The sequence below is a fragment of the Bacillus sp. SD127 genome, from assembly GCF_058566445.1.
The window spans coordinates 1,103,772-1,121,026 of sequence record NZ_CP191226.1; the positions used below are offsets into that span (position 1 = coordinate 1,103,772).

The 17,255-nt window shown below is 45.0% G+C and carries 13 protein-coding genes; 11 read left to right on the forward strand and 2 right to left on the reverse strand.

All coding sequences use genetic code 11. The features are described from left to right. Positions 1-130 precede the first annotated feature (130 nt). From glgB to glgP, 5 genes are read left to right on the forward strand one after another with little or no spacing between them, the layout of a single operon-like run. On the forward strand, positions 131-2,014 hold the full coding sequence (gene glgB, locus ACQVGS_RS05710; RefSeq protein WP_487446258.1) for a 1,4-alpha-glucan branching enzyme: 1,884 nt from the start codon (positions 131-133) through the stop codon (positions 2,012-2,014). Beyond that, positions 2,011-3,153, forward strand: coding sequence for a glucose-1-phosphate adenylyltransferase (locus tag ACQVGS_RS05715; protein ID WP_491831145.1), 1,143 nt, complete (start codon positions 2,011-2,013; stop codon positions 3,151-3,153). The genes glgB and ACQVGS_RS05715 overlap by 4 nt, the downstream gene beginning before the upstream one ends. Before the next feature lie 24 nt (positions 3,154-3,177). Beyond that, entirely contained in the window at positions 3,178-4,209 is a 1,032-nt protein-coding gene (gene glgD, locus ACQVGS_RS05720; RefSeq protein WP_491831147.1) for a glucose-1-phosphate adenylyltransferase subunit GlgD, read from the forward strand. Next, positions 4,206-5,660, forward strand: coding sequence for a glycogen synthase GlgA (gene glgA, locus ACQVGS_RS05725; RefSeq protein WP_188323246.1), 1,455 nt, complete (start codon positions 4,206-4,208; stop codon positions 5,658-5,660). The genes glgD and glgA overlap by 4 nt, the downstream gene beginning before the upstream one ends. Beyond that, positions 5,647-8,043, forward strand: a complete 2,397-nt coding sequence (gene glgP, locus ACQVGS_RS05730; RefSeq protein WP_491831149.1) for a glycogen phosphorylase GlgP — start codon at positions 5,647-5,649, stop codon at positions 8,041-8,043. Before glgA ends, glgP begins: the two co-directional genes overlap by 14 nt. Positions 8,044-8,073: 30 nt before the next feature. On the opposite strand, the gene ACQVGS_RS05735 is transcribed toward glgP, so the two are convergent. Continuing rightward, positions 8,074-8,541, reverse strand: a complete 468-nt coding sequence (locus tag ACQVGS_RS05735; RefSeq protein WP_151174464.1) for a TspO/MBR family protein — start codon at positions 8,539-8,541, stop codon at positions 8,074-8,076. A gap of 153 nt (positions 8,542-8,694) precedes the next feature. Further along, positions 8,695-9,414, reverse strand: coding sequence for a yteA family sporulation protein (locus ACQVGS_RS05740; protein WP_024122606.1), 720 nt, complete (start codon positions 9,412-9,414; stop codon positions 8,695-8,697). A 291-nt stretch (positions 9,415-9,705) separates the two neighbouring features. Between ACQVGS_RS05740 and ACQVGS_RS05745 the strand changes: the two genes are divergently transcribed. The 6 genes from ACQVGS_RS05745 (at position 9,706) to menC (ending at position 17,189) form a co-directional block, all read left to right on the forward strand. Further along, positions 9,706-11,121, forward strand: coding sequence for an isochorismate synthase (locus ACQVGS_RS05745; RefSeq protein ID WP_106020318.1), 1,416 nt, complete (start codon positions 9,706-9,708; stop codon positions 11,119-11,121). Then, a complete protein-coding gene (gene menD / locus ACQVGS_RS05750) occupies positions 11,118-12,860 on the forward strand; it encodes a 2-succinyl-5-enolpyruvyl-6-hydroxy-3-cyclohexene-1-carboxylic-acid synthase (RefSeq protein WP_101863550.1) in 1,743 nt (580 codons plus the stop codon). The genes ACQVGS_RS05745 and menD overlap by 4 nt, the downstream gene beginning before the upstream one ends. Next, positions 12,848-13,672, forward strand: coding sequence for a 2-succinyl-6-hydroxy-2,4-cyclohexadiene-1-carboxylate synthase (gene menH, locus ACQVGS_RS05755; protein WP_491831153.1), 825 nt, complete (start codon positions 12,848-12,850; stop codon positions 13,670-13,672). Before menD ends, menH begins: the two co-directional genes overlap by 13 nt. Positions 13,673-13,706: 34 nt before the next feature. Next, positions 13,707-14,525, forward strand: coding sequence for a 1,4-dihydroxy-2-naphthoyl-CoA synthase (menB, locus tag ACQVGS_RS05760; RefSeq protein WP_010331603.1), 819 nt, complete (start codon positions 13,707-13,709; stop codon positions 14,523-14,525). Positions 14,526-14,616: 91 nt separating this feature from the next. Then, complete coding sequence (locus tag ACQVGS_RS05765; RefSeq protein WP_474393353.1) at positions 14,617-16,077, forward strand: o-succinylbenzoate--CoA ligase; 1,461 nt, start codon at positions 14,617-14,619, stop codon at positions 16,075-16,077. Beyond that, positions 16,074-17,189, forward strand: a complete 1,116-nt coding sequence (menC, locus tag ACQVGS_RS05770; protein ID WP_216394984.1) for an o-succinylbenzoate synthase — start codon at positions 16,074-16,076, stop codon at positions 17,187-17,189. The genes ACQVGS_RS05765 and menC overlap by 4 nt, the downstream gene beginning before the upstream one ends. Positions 17,190-17,255: the final 66 nt, after the last annotated feature.

The following is a 17,255-nucleotide window of genomic DNA, read 5'->3' on the forward strand; positions in this document are numbered from 1 at the left end:
TATCTTTTGTTTTTCTTCAGAAAATGAAGTTTTATGTCAATAAATATAAGCGCTTTCTAGAAAGGGCTTTTTTTTATTTCTACGAATAAATAATATAAATGAAAACTATGATGTCAGAAAGGATGATTACATGGCCGCTGCCAGCCCAACAGCACATGATGTTTATCTTTTTCACGAAGGCAGTCTGTTTAAAAGCTATCAGCTGTTTGGCTCGCATTATAGCGAGCTGAATGGCCAAAGCGGGTATGAATTTTGTGTGTGGGCGCCTCATGCGTCAGAAGTTCGAGTGGCTGGAGATTTTAACAGCTGGTCAGGTGAGCTTCATGTTATGCAGAAAGTTAATGATCATGGCATTTGGACGTTATTTGTTCCAGGTTTGAAAGAAAAGGAACGATATAAGTATGAAATCGTGACAAATAGCGGTGAGACCATGCTGAAGGCAGACCCGTATGCTTTTTATTCAGAAGTAAGACCGAATACGGCGTCTCTTACTTACGATCTTGCAGGGTACAGCTGGCATGATCAAAAGTGGCAGAAGAAGCAGAAAGCTAAAACGATATATGAAAAGCCGGTTTTTATTTATGAGCTTCATCTTGGTTCATGGAAGAAGCATCCCGATGGCACGCTTTACTCCTATGAAGAATTAGGCCAGTTTCTTATTCCTTATATCAAAGAGCAGGGATTTACCCATATCGAGCTGCTGCCCGTTTATGAACATCCTTATGATCGCTCTTGGGGTTATCAAGCAACGGGGTATTACAGCCCGACAAGCCGATTTGGCACGCCTCATGATTTGATGAGGTTTGTTGATGAATGCCATCAGGCAAACATCGGCGTCATACTTGATTGGGTCCCCGGACATTTTTGTAAAGATTCGCATGGGCTTTATATGTTTGATGGAGCGCCTCTTTACGAATATCAAAAAGAGCGTCACAGGGAGAACTGGCTGTGGGGCACCGCTAACTTTGATTTAGGAAAACCGGAAGTTCATAGTTTTTTAATTTCTAATGCGTTGTACTGGGCGGAATTCTATCATATAGATGGTTTTAGGGTCGATGCCGTTGCTAATATGCTGTATTGGCCAAATCAGGATGAACGCCATACGAATCTCTATGCAGTTGAATTTTTAAAAAAGCTAAATCAAACAATGCGGGAGGCATATCCGCATGTCATGATGATAGCGGAAGATTCCACCGAATGGCCTCAAGTAACAGGTTCTGTTGAGGAAGGGGGACTCGGCTTTCATTTTAAATGGAATATGGGCTGGATGAATGATGTGCTGAAATATATGGAGACGCCTGCTGAACAAAGGCGGCACTGCCATCAGCTTGTGTCTTTTTCCTTGCTTTATGCGTTTAGTGAACATTTTGTATTGCCATTTTCTCATGACGAAGTCGTCTATGGAAAAAAATCACTTCTTCATAAAATGCCTGGCGACTATTGGCAGAAATTTGCCCAATATCGGCTTTTACTCGGTTATATGACGGCTCATCCCGGAAAAAAACTCATTTTTATGGGATCAGAATTTGCCCAATTCGATGAATGGAAAGATACAGAACAGCTTGATTGGTTTTTGAACTCCTTCCCCATGCATCAAAAAGCAAGTGTTTTTACCCAAGATCTTCTCCGCTTTTATCAAAAAAGCAAAATCCTTTATGAAAATGACCATCGTGCTCAGTCATTTGAATGGATTGATGTCCACAATGAGGAGCAATCAATCTTTTCTTTTATTCGGTATGGCAGACGGCACGGTGAGGCGCTTATCATCTTATGTAATTTTACACCCTCGGTCTATCATCAATATGATGTTGGCGTTCCCTTTCTTACCCAATATATCGAAGTGTTGAACAGTGACAATGAAAAATATGGGGGCTCAGGTCAATTGAATAAAAAGCCGTTGGCAGCCAAAGCTGGAGCTGTTCATCACAAACCGTGCTATATCACAATGACAATCCCCCCTTATGGCATTTCGATTATGCGGGCGGTGAAAAAAAGAGGAGAGATAAATGAATGAAAAAACAATGTGTGGCTATGCTCCTTGCCGGCGGGAAGGGCAGCCGTCTCAGCGGATTAACAAAAAACATGGCAAAACCGGCCGTATCTTTTGGGGGAAAATACAGGATTATTGATTTTACGCTTAGCAACTGTTCGAATTCAGGCATAGACACAGTAGGCATCTTAACGCAATATCAGCCGCTGGAGCTGAATTCCTATATTGGCATTGGCAGTGCATGGGATCTTGACAGGCACAATGGCGGCGTTACGGTATTGCCTCCTTATGCCGAGTCATCCGAAGTGAAATGGTATAAAGGGACGGCAAGCGCAATTTATGAAAATCTCAATTACCTGAACCAGTACGATCCTGAGTATGTGCTGATCTTATCAGGCGATCACATTTATAAAATGGACTACGGCAAAATGCTTGATTTTCATATTGAAAAGAAAGCGGATGTGACCATCTCCGTGATTGAAGTAGGATGGGAAGAAGCGAGCCGGTTCGGCATCATGAAGACAAATGAAGACGGGATAATCACACATTTTGATGAAAAGCCTAAATTTCCAAAGAGCAATTTGGCATCCATGGGTATTTATATTTTCAATTGGGCGCTCTTGAAGCAATACCTTGAGATGGATGACCGGAATCCGTATTCAAGCCATGACTTCGGCAAAGACATCATTCCTTTGCTTTTGGAGGAGAAAAAGAAGCTTTCCGCTTATCCGTTTAAAGGATATTGGAAGGATGTCGGCACGGTGCAGAGCTTATGGGAAGCCAATATGGATTTGCTGAAAGACCAGTCTGAGCTAAGGCTGTTTGAACGCAATTGGAAGATTTACTCTGTCAATCCGAATCAGCCTCCGCAATTTATTTCGCCTGAGGCGCAGGTTCATGACTCACTTGTGAATGAGGGGTGTGTTGTTTATGGGAATGTGTCTCACTCCGTTCTATTTCAAGGTGTCACCGTCGGTAAGCACGCAACGGTCAAGCGTTCAGTGATTATGCCGGATGTGACAATCGGTGAGCATGTCGTGATTGAGAATGCTATCGTGCCCAAGGGCTTAGTGCTTCCGGATGGCGCAGTGATTAAATCTGAAAAAGACATTCAGGAGGTACTGCTTGTTTCGGAGGAATTTGTAGAGAAAGAATTGATTTAATGACTGAAGAGGAGGCAGAATCAGTTGATCAATAATCAAATGTTAGGTGTTATAGATGAAACCACATATAAGCATTCTCTTCAGGATTTAACCGCACAGCGGTCGCTTGGTGCGATTCCTTTTGCTGGCAGATACCGTTTGATAGATTTTATGCTGTCCAATATGGTGAATGCGGACATTAGGAGTGTGGCGATTTTTCCGAAATATCGCTACCGGTCTCTTATGGATCATCTTGGAGCAGGGAAGGAATGGGATTTGCACCGAAAAAAGGACGGCCTCTTTTTTTTTCCGTCACCGCATTTGCATGATGAGTATAATGAATTCGGTTCATTTCGCCAGTTTTCTGATCATCTTGATTACTTTCATAGAAGCACACAGCAATATGCCGTCATCACCAACAGCCATACTGTGTGCAACATTCAATTTCAATACGTGCTGAAAAGACATCAGGAGGCGGGCTGTGACATTACCGAGGTCTTTCAGGACGGTCAGTCGCTGCAAATCTATATCATGTCTTCTGAACTCTTGAAGGATCTGATCTACGGACATATTGAAAAAGGATACAGAACCATTCAGGAGGTTGTTGAAAAGGAAGCCTCCGCATTGACCATCTGCCCATATGAATATTCGGGGTATACAGCTGTTATTGATTCTGTAGAAAAGTATTATACCCACAGTATGGAGCTTATTCAGCCGCGTTTTTGGCAGCAGGTGTTTTTGCCTCAGCAGCCGATTTATACAAAAGTGAAGGATGAGCCCCCCACGAAATACGGGAAGAACAGCACTGTTAGAAATTCTTTAGTGGCAAACGGCTGTGTGCTTGAGGGAGAGGTCGAAAACTGCATTTTGTTCAGGGCGGTGCATGTCGGGAAAGGCACAAAACTGAAAAACTGCATTATTATGCAAAAAACGCAGATTGGTGAGGATTGTTTGCTGGAGCAGGTGATTGCTGATAAAGATGTCAAAATCGGCAATACAACTGAAGCTGCGGGAACGGAGGAGCAGCCGCTCGTATTAAAAAAAGGTTTGGTGCAAGGAGAGCTGATGAATTCTTGAAGGTGTTATTTGCTGTCTCAGAATGTATCCCGTTTGTAAAATCAGGAGGCCTGGCCGATGTGGCCGGCGCGCTGCCCAAAGTGCTTTCTCGTCTTGGGAACGACGTAGCGGTGATCATGCCGAAATACAGTCAAATTCCTGATCCTTGGAAAAAGCGTATGAAGAAAACAGCTGAATGTACGGTTGCTGTTGGCTGGCGTCAGCAATATTGCGGGATTGAACATTTGGCTGAAGATGGTGTGAATTATTATTTTATCGACAATAAATATTATTTCTCAAGGGATTCCCTGTACGGGCATTTTGACGATGGGGAGCGGTTTGCTTATTTTTCAAGAGCTGCGCTGGAAGCGGCAGAAGCAGTGAGTTTTCAAGCCGATATCATTCATACTCATGACTGGCATACAGCGATGGTCAATTACTTGTTGAAAGAGGAATACAGCAAGCGCCCTTTTTATAAGCAGATGAAAAGTGTGCTCACGATCCATAACTTGCAGTTTCAAGGTATATTCCCGCCTGAGGTGACACATGACTTGCTCGGTCTGGACATGAGTCATTTTCATTATGAGAGATTAGAATGCAATGGATTTGTTAATTTTATGAAAGCAGGGATTCTCGCTGCTGATCATGTAACAACGGTGAGCCCGACTTATAGAAATGAAATCTTAACGCCGTATTACGGCGAGCAGCTTGAGCCAGTTTTGCAGCATAGAGAAAAAGATTTAACAGGGATCTTAAACGGTATTGATGACTCTTTCTATCAGACAGAGAGCGATCCGTATATTGAGATGCATTACGATCCTGAACGTCTTGATTTAAAGGAAGAAAATAAAACGAAGCTCCAGCGGCGGATGGGCCTTCCGGAACGAAAAGATATTCCGCTGATCAGTATGGTAACAAGGCTGACCAAACAGAAGGGGCTTGATCTTGTTAAGAGAATGATGCACGAGCTGCTGGAGGAGAGAGACATACAGCTGATTGTGCTCGGTACGGGGGAACGGGAATTTGAGGACTACTTCCGGTACATTGAATTTGCATTTCACGATAAATGCAGGGCGTATATTGGGTTTGATGAGCCGCTTGCCCATCAGATTTATGCGGGCTCGGATTTGTTTCTGATGCCGTCGAAATTTGAGCCGTGCGGCCTGGGGCAGATGATCGCGCTTCAATATGGCGCTATTCCGATTGTCAGAGAAACAGGCGGGCTCTATGACACTGTCCGTTCCTACCGGGAGGAAGAGGGCACAGGCAACGGTTTTACGTTCTCAGCCTTTAATGCTCACGATCTGAAATTTACGATCGAGAGGGCGCTGTCGTTTTATCGCCAAAAGGATGTATGGAAGAGCATCATGAAGACCGCAATGAATGCAGATTACAGCTGGAAACAATCAGCCAAACAGTATCAGCGCATTTTCGAGCATGTGACAAGGAGTGGACGGGATGTTCTCGAGTAAAGAACGCTTTGTAGCCTTATTTTTAAAGCGTCTGGAAATGACGTGCGGGAAAAGCTTTAAGGACTCTTCCAGGCTTGATCAATATAAAACCTTAGGCAATATGATCAGAGAGTACATCAGCGCTGATTGGATCCAGACAAATGAAAGAAGCAGGTCCAATTCCGGAAAGCAGACATACTATTTGTCGATTGAATTTCTTCTCGGACAGCTCCTTGAACAAAATTTAATGAATCTCGGTATTCGGGATGTAGTGGAAGCGGGTCTGAAAGAGATCGGCATCAGTTTAGACGAGATCCTTTATATGGAGAGTGATGCAGGGCTTGGGAATGGAGGTCTGGGGCGATTGGCAGCTTGTTTCTTAGATTCTCTGGCTTCGTTAAACTTGCCTGGGCATGGGATGGGGATTCGCTATAAGCATGGTTTATTTGAACAAAAAATTGTTGACGGGCATCAGGTTGAGCTGCCTGAGCAATGGCTGAAAAACGGAAATGTGTGGGAAGTAAGAAATGCTGATCAAGCGGTTGACGTGCCGTTTTGGGGCGAGGTGCATATGACTGAAAAAAACGGCCGTCTGCATTTTCGTCATGAGCAAGCAACAATCATTACCGCCGTTCCTTATGATATCCCGATCATCGGATACGATACGGGCACAGTCAACACATTAAGACTTTGGAACGCCGAACCTTATGCGCATTATCATGGCGGCAATATTTTGTCTTATAAACGGGAAACAGAAGCTGTATCTGAATTTTTATACCCTGATGACACGCATGACGAGGGTAAGATATTACGGCTGAAGCAGCAGTATTTTTTAGTATGTGCAAGTTTAAAAAGCATTGTGAACAATTACCGCAAAACGAATCAATCATTATATGGTCTGCATAAAAAAGTAAGCATTCATATTAATGACACCCATCCTGCACTTGCTGTGCCTGAACTGATGCGGATTTTGCTTGATGAAGAAAACATGAGCTGGGAAGATGCCTGGCATATCACGGTACATACAATTTCCTATACGAATCATACGACACTGTCAGAAGCGCTTGAAAAATGGCCGATTCATTTATTTAAGCCGTTGCTCCCGCGAATGTATATGATTATTGAAGAGATTAATGAGAGGTTTTGCAGAGCGGTTTGGGAGAAGTATCCCGGTGACTGGAAAAGGATAGAGGATATGGCGATTACGGCGCACGGAGTTGTCAAAATGGCTCATCTCGCAATAGTGGGAAGCTACAGTGTAAACGGAGTTGCCAAAATTCATTCCGACATTCTAAAGGAACGAGAGATGCGTCATTTTCATTTGATGTTTCCGAATCGGTTTAACAATAAAACAAATGGAATTGCCCATAGGCGCTGGCTGTTAAAAGCCAATCCCGGCTTGTCTGCGATGATAACGGATGCGATAGGCGATGAATGGATAAAACAGCCTGAATCCTTGATTCGGCTGGAACCATACGCTACTGATCCCGCTTTTATTGAGCAGTTCCAAAACAACAAAAGCAGAAAAAAGCAAGAGCTTGCTGATCTGATTTTTTGCACGGCCGGAGTGGCTGTAAATCCGGACAGCATATTTGACGTACAGGTGAAACGGCTTCATGCGTATAAACGGCAGCTGCTGAATGTTCTTCATATTATGTATTTGTATAACCGCCTGAAGGAGGATTCGGGATTTTCTATTTATCCGCAAACCTTTATTTTCGGAGCAAAGGCTTCACCAAGCTATCATTACGCGAAGAAAATTATTAAACTGATTCATTCCGTTGCGGAGAAAGTAAATTATGACCCGGCGGTGAGGCAGCTGCTCAAGGTCGTTTTTTTAGAAAATTACAGGGTCTCTATGGCGGAGCAGATTTTTCCGGCATCAGATGTAAGTGAACAAATTTCGACTGCAAGCAAGGAAGCGTCCGGTACAGGAAATATGAAGTTTATGATGAATGGCGCGCTGACAATCGGCACGCATGACGGGGCGAATATTGAAATGCTGCAACGGGTCGGAGCTGATTGTGTTTACACTTTTGGTTTGAAAGCGGATGACGTTCTTTCCTACCAGGAAAACGGAGGCTACAGATCAAGGGAGTATTATCAGCATGACCGCAGAATCAGGCAGGTAGCAGATCAGCTGATCAACGGTTTTTTTGAAGGTGAAGCCGATGAATTTGAATCCATCTATGATTCGCTGCTGCCGCATAATGACGAGTATTTTGTATTGAAGGATTTCAGTTCATACGCGGATGCCCAGGAGCGTATTCAAGCCGATTATCAAGATCGGCGAAAGTGGTCAGAGCGTTCGATTTTAAACATTGCCCATTCAGGTTATTTTTCAAGCGACCGGACGATTCACGAATATGCGAAACACATTTGGAGAATTAAGCCGATGATGTAAAAAAGCCGCTGTTTGAGCGGCTTTTTTTGTTCAAAGATTCATTGAATAGATCGTAAAGGATAAGACAGTTGCAAAGGCACTCCATAAAAAATAAGGCACAAGAAGCCAGCTTGCGGCCCTGCTGTATACTTTTGCAATGATGATTACAACCAGCGCTGTTATGGCGACAAGCAGGCAGTCAATGGATGAGGCAAGGAGATTCTTTTGCGTAAACTGAAAATAACTGAATGCCTGATTAAGCACATAATTGATCAAAAACGCCAGCCAAAAGCTTTTGGCTTTTTTAAATGAACATTTGGCAAAAACAATGGCAGCTGAAAGAGAAATCAGTGCAAACAGGACGGCCCAGATGATGCCGATCGTTGACCCGCTTGGCGTCCAGTCTGGCTTTTTCAGTGAATGATACCAACTTTGGTCGATCGGAAATAGAAAGTCTGCGGCTGAAAACAGTGCGTATGTAATGATAAAAACTACGATTGCGCCGAACATCTTTTTCATATATTTCCCTCCGGTATGTATTTATTTTACATGTAGGTTTACCCTTTATCTTGGATAGATCAAACCCCTGATATGCGGGAGAGATAATGTAGAGAGCCGCTGTAATGCGGTCATTTATGAAAACACAAAAGAGAACCCCCTTTGCCTGGGGGTTCAATCTGCATGGAGATCGCCAAACGTCGTCATGATGCCTTCTTCATCCAGCTCTTCCTCATAACGTTCATGTGCCCTGCTTGGATACACTGTAATTTCTTTGCCTGTAATATCTGTGGCAATGAAATTCTCATATGATTCTGTATTGCCGATATTTTCTTCGGCATTCATCGTCATATCATCATAGCTGAGCGGCGGATTTTCCATGTCTTGCGGTGTTTCTGAGTTTCCGTATTTTTCAACGTCCTGGTAGGAATCTTCACTGTCGTAAGGCGCTCTGATTTCTTCATCATCGTCAAATTCAAATTGCCCGAAGGGTGTTTCTTCTTCGATCGGACGGTCTTTGGAAACAACATCCTGTGATGAATATTCCGCGAGCGTTGTAGCAGTCGGAAGCGCTTCTAGGCGTTCATAAGGAATTTCCTTTCCGCTGACCTCACAAATCCCGTACGTGCCGTTTTCTATCGCCTTCAATGAATGCTCAATGTCACGGAGATGCTCCCGTTCATGCAAATCAAGAGCAATGTCTTTTTCGCGCTCATAAAGCTCTGTCGCCTGATCGCCTGGGTGATTGTCATAAGCAGAAAGCTCACCCCACGAATCATATGGAAAAGCGGAATTGAGCTGAAAATGGTCATTGTCTTTGAAGCGGTTCAATATATCTTCTTTCGTTTGTTCAAGTTCCTTTTTTAAATGCTGAAGCTGTTCGTTTGTAAGCAATATGATCGCCTCGTTTCTCTGTAATGCATACCTTTAGTATGGACAGATCGCCTGAGAACTTTCATAAATCCCTTGTGGAGGAATATAGGAGATTTTCCTTATATGGTAAGCGGATACAAGCTTTGCTATCAGTGGAGAAAGAAATTTAAGGTTTGTTTCTTTTTCATTTCTGCAATTAGGTTTATAATAGGTAAGGCAGGCCATTTGGACTGCATGATCTGTGTATTTGACACAATGTAGACACAGGTGTAAGGTATTAAAAGCATTTTAAGAATTATGGAGGAATGTCTCATGGTGACAACGGTGCAGCGTACGTTCCGAAAGGAAGTTCTACATGCATTACATAAAGCCAAAGAAGTCAACCATGCTGTCTTAATAAGCTATTCGAGACAAATTGAGTCTCTTGACCCTCTATCATTTTTCAATTACGGAGCAAAAAAATATACAGGCAATCGATTTTTTTGGTCAGAACCTGAAAGTGAATTGACAATAGTCGGTCTTGGCAAAGAAGCTGTTTTCCAGACGAATCAAAAAAACGACGAGCGGTATCGCGAGGTTTTTGAACAATGGGAGCGCTTTAAAAAGACGGCTTTTCATATTTATGAAGAAGAAAAGCTGCAGCATTCTGCAGTGGGACCTGTCTTATTCGGAGGCTTTTCCTTTGACCCTTACGAAGAAAGAGGTACTCAATGGGACCATTTCTCGGAAGGGGATTTCTTTGTGCCTTCGCTTATGCTGACAATGTCTGCTGACGGTTCGTTTTTAACAGTCAACAGATGGGTCAGCGGAGAAGATGATGCAGAAGCTGTTTTGGAAGGCTTAAAAGCTTTTGCAGCGGAATTTATGGTCCCCGATTTAAATCAAGAAGATCAGGCTGTGATGACAGCATCTCAGGAGCTGGATAAGTCTGATTGGCTAAAAGCAATCGAAACGGCAACAAGCCAAATTAAAGAGAATCAATATGATAAAGTGGTTCTTGCCAGAGAGCTGCTGCTCACGTTTGACGGTCCGGTCAAAATGGAACCGGTGCTTAAAACGCTTTTGACCGATCAGCAGACAAGCTATGTTTTTGCAATTGAACAAGAAGGCAAAACCTTTGTCGGCGCATCCCCGGAAAGACTGATCAAAAGAGATGGCAACACTGTCATGTCTACTTGTCTGGCAGGTTCCGTAAAGCGCGGCTCCGATGAAGAAGAAGACCGCCGCATCGGCCTTGAATTATTAAACGATGAGAAAAATCTGCTGGAGCATGACATTGTTGTAGGCATGATTCATAACGCTTTTGTATCAAGCTGTTCTGACGTTGAAAAGCCTGACGAACCTGTATTGTACAAAACGAAAAGCGTCCAGCACTTATTTACGCCGATTGTCGGACAGCTTCACGCGTCTGCTTCGCTTTTTGACTTAATTGAGAAACTGCATCCCACACCGGCGCTTGGGGGAGCACCTCAGAAAAAAGCTGTAGAAGTGATCAGAGAGATCGAACCGATGTCCCGCGGCTGGTATGCGGCTCCTGTCGGCTGGATTGACAGTCAGGATAACGGAGAATTTGCTGTTGCCATCCGTTCAGGGCTGATTGAAGGCAGCACAGCACGCCTGTTTGCCGGGTGCGGCATTGTGGAAGACTCTGAACCGCAATCGGAATACGAAGAAACACAGATTAAATTAAAGCCGATGATCTCTGCACTGGGAGGTGAGAGACGTTGACAGTGAACCCGATTACTCATTACATCGGAAGCTTTATTGATGAATTCGCTCTTTCCGGAATTACGGACGCTGTTGTTTGTCCGGGCTCAAGATCTACACCGCTGGCAATTCTAGCTGCCGCGCATCCGGATATCAACGTCCATATCCAAATCGATGAAAGATCTGCCGGATTTTTTGCATTAGGGCTGGCAAAAGCACAGCAGCGTCCCGTGCTTCTGATTTGCACATCAGGAACAGCCGCGGCCAACTTTTATCCGGCTGTGATTGAAGCCCATTATTCAAGAGTACCGATTATAGTGTTAACTGCTGATCGGCCGCACGAGCTGCGTGAAGTAGGCGCACCGCAGGCCATTAATCAGCACTTCTTATTCGGTAACTTTGTTAAGTTTTTCACAGACTCTGCTCTTCCCGAAGAGTCGCCGCATATGCTGAGATATATCCGAACGCTGGCAGGCCGTGCCGCCGGGGAAGCGCAAAAGCGTCCAATGGGGCCTGTGCACGTGAATGTACCTCTTCGTGAGCCGCTGATGCCTGACCTTTCTGATCAGCCGTTTGAAAGAATGAGAACTGGGCGTCACGTGTCAGTGAAAACGGGTACGCAATCCGTGGACCGGGACTCTCTGTCTGACGTGGCTATGATATTGAAAGAGGCCGAAAAAGGCATGATTGTCTGCGGGGAACTCCACAGTGATGCTGATCAGCAAAAAATTGTGGAGCTGTCAAAAGCGCTGCATTATCCAATTTTAGCTGACCCGCTGTCTAACCTGCGGAACGGCGTCCATGATAAAAGCACCGTTATAGATGCGTATGACTCATTTTTGAAAGATGATGAGCTGAAGTCAGCACTGCGGCCTGATGTCGTGATCCGTTTCGGACCGATGCCTGTTTCAAAGCCGGTTTTTTTGTGGCTGAAGGATGACCCGGCCATTCAGCAGATTGTGATTGATGAGGATGGCGGCTGGAGAGACCCGACACAGGCAAGCGCACATATGATTCACTGCAGCCCGTCTAGTTTTGCCGACGCGATCATGGCTGAACATACTGGAATGGATCGAACATCGGAATGGATGGAAAAATGGCAGATCGTGAATCAGCGTTTCCGTGAATATCTGCAAACGGTCAGCAGTGAAGAGGTTTCATTTGAGGGCAACCTCTATCGAATCCTCCAGCATCTTGTGCCTGAAAATAGCTCGCTGTTTGTCGGAAACAGCATGCCAATCAGGGATGTCGATACGTTTTTCGAAAATCAGGACCGCAATTTCCGTATCTATTCAAACCGTGGCGCAAATGGGATTGATGGTGTTGTCTCTTCTGCCATGGGTGTTTGTGAAGGAACAAAAGCACCTGTGACACTCGTGATCGGGGATTTGTCTTTTTATCATGATTTAAACGGGCTGCTGGCGGCTAAAAAACTGGGCATTCCGCTTACTGTGATCCTCGTGAACAATGACGGCGGAGGGATTTTTTCATTTTTGCCGCAGGCATCTGAAAAGACACACTTTGAAGATTTGTTCGGCACGCCGACGGGGCTCGATTTCAAGCATGCGGCTGAGCTTTACGGGGGCACGTATTCATGCCCGGCTTCGTGGGATGAGTTTAAAGCATCATACGCACCGCAGGCTGACAAGCCCGGCCTTCACATTATAGAAATCAAGACTGATCGCCAATCAAGAGTTCAGCTTCATCGTGATATGCTGAATGAGGCTGTGCGGGAAGTGAAAAAACAATGGGAACTGTAAACATAACTGTTGCAGACGGCGTCCGCTATGCTGTGACAGATGATCGGCCGAATGCTTCTGATGTCATAGTCTGTCTGCACGGGTTTACCGGCAGCAAACAATCCTGGACCTTTCTGGACCAGTTGCTGCCTGATTCCCGTGTCATCAAAATTGATTGCTTAGGGCACGGAGAAAGTGATGCCCCGCTGAATGGAAAAAGGTATAGCACGAGCCGGCAAGTTTCAGACCTTGCCGAAATATTTGATCATTTAAAACTTCACAAAGTGAAACTTATTGGTTATTCTATGGGGGGAAGGCTTGCATATTCCTTTGCCAGCACATACCCCGAACGGATATCAGCGCTTGTGCTCGAAAGCACGACACCCGGCCTTAAAACCCTCGGGGAACGGAAAGAACGAATCTTGCGGGATCGGAAGCTTGCCGATTTTATTTTGCGTGACGGGATCAAAGCCTTTGTGGACTATTGGGAAGGCATCCCTTTGTTTTCAACGCAGCAGCGGCTTGCTGAAGGCGTTCGGCAAAGGATACGGTCGGGCCGTCTTAGAAACAATAACATTGGACTGGCCAACAGTTTAATCGGTATGGGCACCGGTTCACAGCCTTCCTGGTGGAGCCGGTTAAAAGATATTGCGGCGCCTGTGCTTCTCATCTGCGGAGAATGGGACGAAAAGTTTTGCGCCATTAATCAAGAGGTGCATAAGAAGCTTCCATCTAGTAGAATAGAGATTGTTCCTGAAGCAGGCCATACAGTGCATGTGGAACAGCCGCGTTTTTTTGGTAAAATAGTGAGTGGGTTTTTAACAAACTTATAACTCGTTCATATGGAAAAATAGAGGAGGTCATATCATGGCTGTAGAATGGAAAACTGAACGTACATACGATGAAATACTGTATGAAACGTATAATGGTATTGCAAAAATAACTATCAACCGCCCTGAGGTACATAATGCGTTTACCCCTAAGACGGTTGCTGAAATGATTGATGCATTTGCTCGCGCGAGAGATGATCAAAACATCGGCGTTATCGTGCTTGCCGGTGCCGGAGACAAAGCGTTTTGTTCTGGCGGAGACCAAAAAGTGCGAGGACACGGCGGTTATGTAGGCGACGACCAAATTCCGCGTTTAAACGTATTGGATCTTCAGCGTTTAATCCGCGTCATTCCGAAACCTGTTGTTGCGATGGTATCCGGATATGCGATCGGCGGAGGACACGTGCTTCACATCGTATGTGACTTGACAATCGCTGCCGACAATGCGATTTTCGGACAAACCGGCCCTAAAGTGGGAAGCTTTGACGCAGGATACGGTTCAGGCTACCTGGCTCGAATCGTAGGACATAAAAAAGCCCGTGAAATCTGGTACCTGTGCCGTCAGTACAACGCGCAGGAAGCGCTGGATATGGGACTTGTCAACACAGTTGTTCCTTTGGAACAGCTTGAAGAAGAAACGATTAAATGGTGTGAAGAAATGCTTGAGAAAAGCCCGACCGCACTTCGTTTTCTTAAAGCTGCGTTTAACGCGGACACAGACGGACTTGCTGGAATTCAGCAGTTTGCAGGGGATGCAACCCTTCTTTACTACACAACTGATGAAGCAAAAGAAGGCCGTGATTCCTTTAAGGAAAAACGCAAACCGGATTTCGGTCAATTCCCGCGTTTTCCGTGATCAGCAGATACGTATGAAACGAACAGCTTGAGCCATTGCGGTCCAAGCTGTTTTCTTTTCAATAAAGTAATTTTACCTCGGAGATGATGACATGCTGACAGAACAGCCCAACTGGCTCCTGCAACGGGCACAGCTAACACCTGAGAGAATCGCTCTCATTTATGGAGATCAAACCGTGACATTTGCTGCATTATTTGCCGCATCCAAACGAATGGCGTCCCAGCTTTCCGCTCATTCTTTTCGAAAAGGGGACACCGCGGCTCTTCTGCTCGGAAACCGGGCGGAGATGGTATATGCCGTACACGCGTGCTTTTTGCTCGGCGTAAAAGCGGTGCTGCTCAATACAAAGCTGTCTAAACATGAAAGGCTGTTCCAGCTGGAGGATTCCGGCGCCCGCTTTTTACTGACGGATGAAAGTTTTGACATGCAGGATTATGAGCATATGGTTGAAACCGTTAATGTGGATGAACTGGTAAAAGAAGATGCACAGGATATTGAAATTGAGCCATACATGCAAATGGACGCAACGGCGACTCTCATGTATACCTCCGGGACAACCGGCAAGCCCAAGGGAGTTCAGCAAACGTTTGGAAATCATTATTTCAGTGCGGTGTCTTCTGCTCTTAATTTGGGTATAACAGAACAAGACCGCTGGCTTATCACGCTGCCGCTCTTTCATATCAGCGGACTGTCCGCATTATTTAAATCTGTGATTTACGGAATGACGGTCGTGCTTCACCAGCGTTTTTCCGTAAGTGATGTATTGGATTCTATCGACAGGCATCAAGTTACGATTATTTCTGCGGTGCAGACAATGCTGGCAAGTCTTTTAGCAGAAATAAGCTGCTGCCCGTCATCCCTCAGATGCATCCTGCTCGGCGGAGGTCCTGCGCCGCTTCCTTTGCTGGAAGAATGCCGAGAGAAAGGCTTCCCCGTCTTTCAATCATACGGAATGACGGAGACGTGCTCACAAATCGTTACTCTCTCGCCGGAATTCAGTATGGAAAAGCTCGGATCAGCAGGAAAACCGCTGTTTTCATGCGAAATCAAAATTGAGCGGGACGGAAAAGCGTGTGAGCCGTTTGAACACGGTGAAATTATGGTGAAAGGCCCGAATGTCATGAAAAGCTATTTCAACCGGGAAAGCGCAAATAAAGCATCCTTTCAAAATGGCTGGCTGAAAACAGGCGATCTCGGTTATTTGGACAGTGAAGGGTTTTTATATGTATTAGACAGGCGATCAGATCTTATCATTTCAGGCGGAGAAAATATTTATCCCGCTGAAGTGGAGTCTGTGCTGCTTTCTCATCCGGCTGTTGCAGAAGCCGGCGTTTCAGGCGCGGAGGACATAAAATGGGGAAAAGTGCCTCATGCTTATCTTGTGCTCCATCAGCCTGTCAGCGCTGAAGAACTGACCGTTTTTTGCAAAGAACGATTGGCGAAATATAAAGTTCCGGCAAAATTCTTTGTATTAGACCGCCTGCCGCGCAATGCGTCGAATAAGCTATTGCGAAATCAGCTGAAGGATGCGCGTAAAGGAGAACTGTTATGATCGAAATAGAAAAAATTACGCTTTATCATTTGAGCATGAATCTAAAAAAACCGTTCAAAAACAGTATTGAGACGCTTCAGGAGCGCAAATTTTTGATTGTAGAAGCCATCGATATATCCGGAGTTACAGGATGGGGAGAAGTGTCTGCATTCTCCTCACCATGGTACACCGAGGAAACGATTGGCACTTGTCTGCATATGCTGAAGGATTTTTTTATTCCTAATGTCGTCGGACGTGAATTCAGCCACCCTTCTGAAGTGCCGGACAGCTTGGCGCGCTATAAAGGTAACAGGATGGCAAAAGCGGGGCTTGAATCGGCTGTTTGGGATATTTATGCAAAAAAGAAGGGGATTTCTCTTGCGGAGGCATTAGGAGGGACAAGAGACAAAGTCCCTGCCGGGGTCGTTGTCAGCTTAGCGCCTCTTGAGGATATGCTGAAAGAAATTGATGCTTATCAAAAAGAAGGCTATCAAAGAATAAAAATTAAAATTCAGCCAGGACAAGATGTGGAACTGGTAAAAGCCATCCGCAGCCGATTCCCTGGCATCCCGCTTATGGCTGATGCGAATTCCTCTTATGAACTCAAGGATATCAGCCGCTTAAAGGAGCTTGACGAATATCATTTAATGATGATTGAACAGCCGCTCCAAGCTGATGATATTGTTGATCACCGCCACTTGCAGAAGCATATGAAAACGGCGATTTGCCTTGACGAAAGCATTTGCTCAGCTGATGACGCGAGACGGGCGATTGAGCTGGGAAGCTGCAAAGTAATTAATATCAAGCCTTCTCGTGTCGGCGGATTGACGGAAGCTCTGAAAATCCATGATCTGTGCAAGGAGCACAATATGCCGGTTTGGTGCGGAGGAATGCTGGAGACTGGCATTTCAAGAGCGCAAAACGTGGCGCTGGCTTCCTTGCCCCAATTTACGATACCGGGCGATATTTCGTCATCTTCAAGGTATTGGGATGAGGATATTGTGACCCCTGATATCCGTATCGATAACGGATTTATTTCTGTGTCGAAACAGCCTGGTTTAGGGGTTGAAGTAAATCAGGAAATAATGCGAAAATATGTGACCAAAATGGATGTTTTCACACAGCATGGATGAGAAAAAGGCATTTTATCAATTTGAGAGAATGTGAGTGTGCTGTTAGAGTAAAAGCGTTGAATACAT

Coding starts and splice junctions, on each gene's coding strand:
- glgB (WP_487446258.1), top strand. CDS start 131: ATGGCCGCTGCCAGCCCAACAGCACATGATGTTTATCTTTTTCACGAA.
- ACQVGS_RS05715 (WP_491831145.1), top strand. CDS start 2,011: ATGAAAAAACAATGTGTGGCTATGCTCCTTGCCGGCGGGAAGGGCAGC.
- glgP (WP_491831149.1), top strand. CDS start 5,647: ATGTTCTCGAGTAAAGAACGCTTTGTAGCCTTATTTTTAAAGCGTCTG.
- ACQVGS_RS05735 (WP_151174464.1), bottom strand. CDS start 8,541: ATGAAAAAGATGTTCGGCGCAATCGTAGTTTTTATCATTACATACGCA.
- ACQVGS_RS05745 (WP_106020318.1), top strand. CDS start 9,706: ATGGTGACAACGGTGCAGCGTACGTTCCGAAAGGAAGTTCTACATGCA.
- menH (WP_491831153.1), top strand. CDS start 12,848: ATGGGAACTGTAAACATAACTGTTGCAGACGGCGTCCGCTATGCTGTG.
- menB (WP_010331603.1), top strand. CDS start 13,707: ATGGCTGTAGAATGGAAAACTGAACGTACATACGATGAAATACTGTAT.
- ACQVGS_RS05765 (WP_474393353.1), top strand. CDS start 14,617: ATGCTGACAGAACAGCCCAACTGGCTCCTGCAACGGGCACAGCTAACA.
- menC (WP_216394984.1), top strand. CDS start 16,074: ATGATCGAAATAGAAAAAATTACGCTTTATCATTTGAGCATGAATCTA.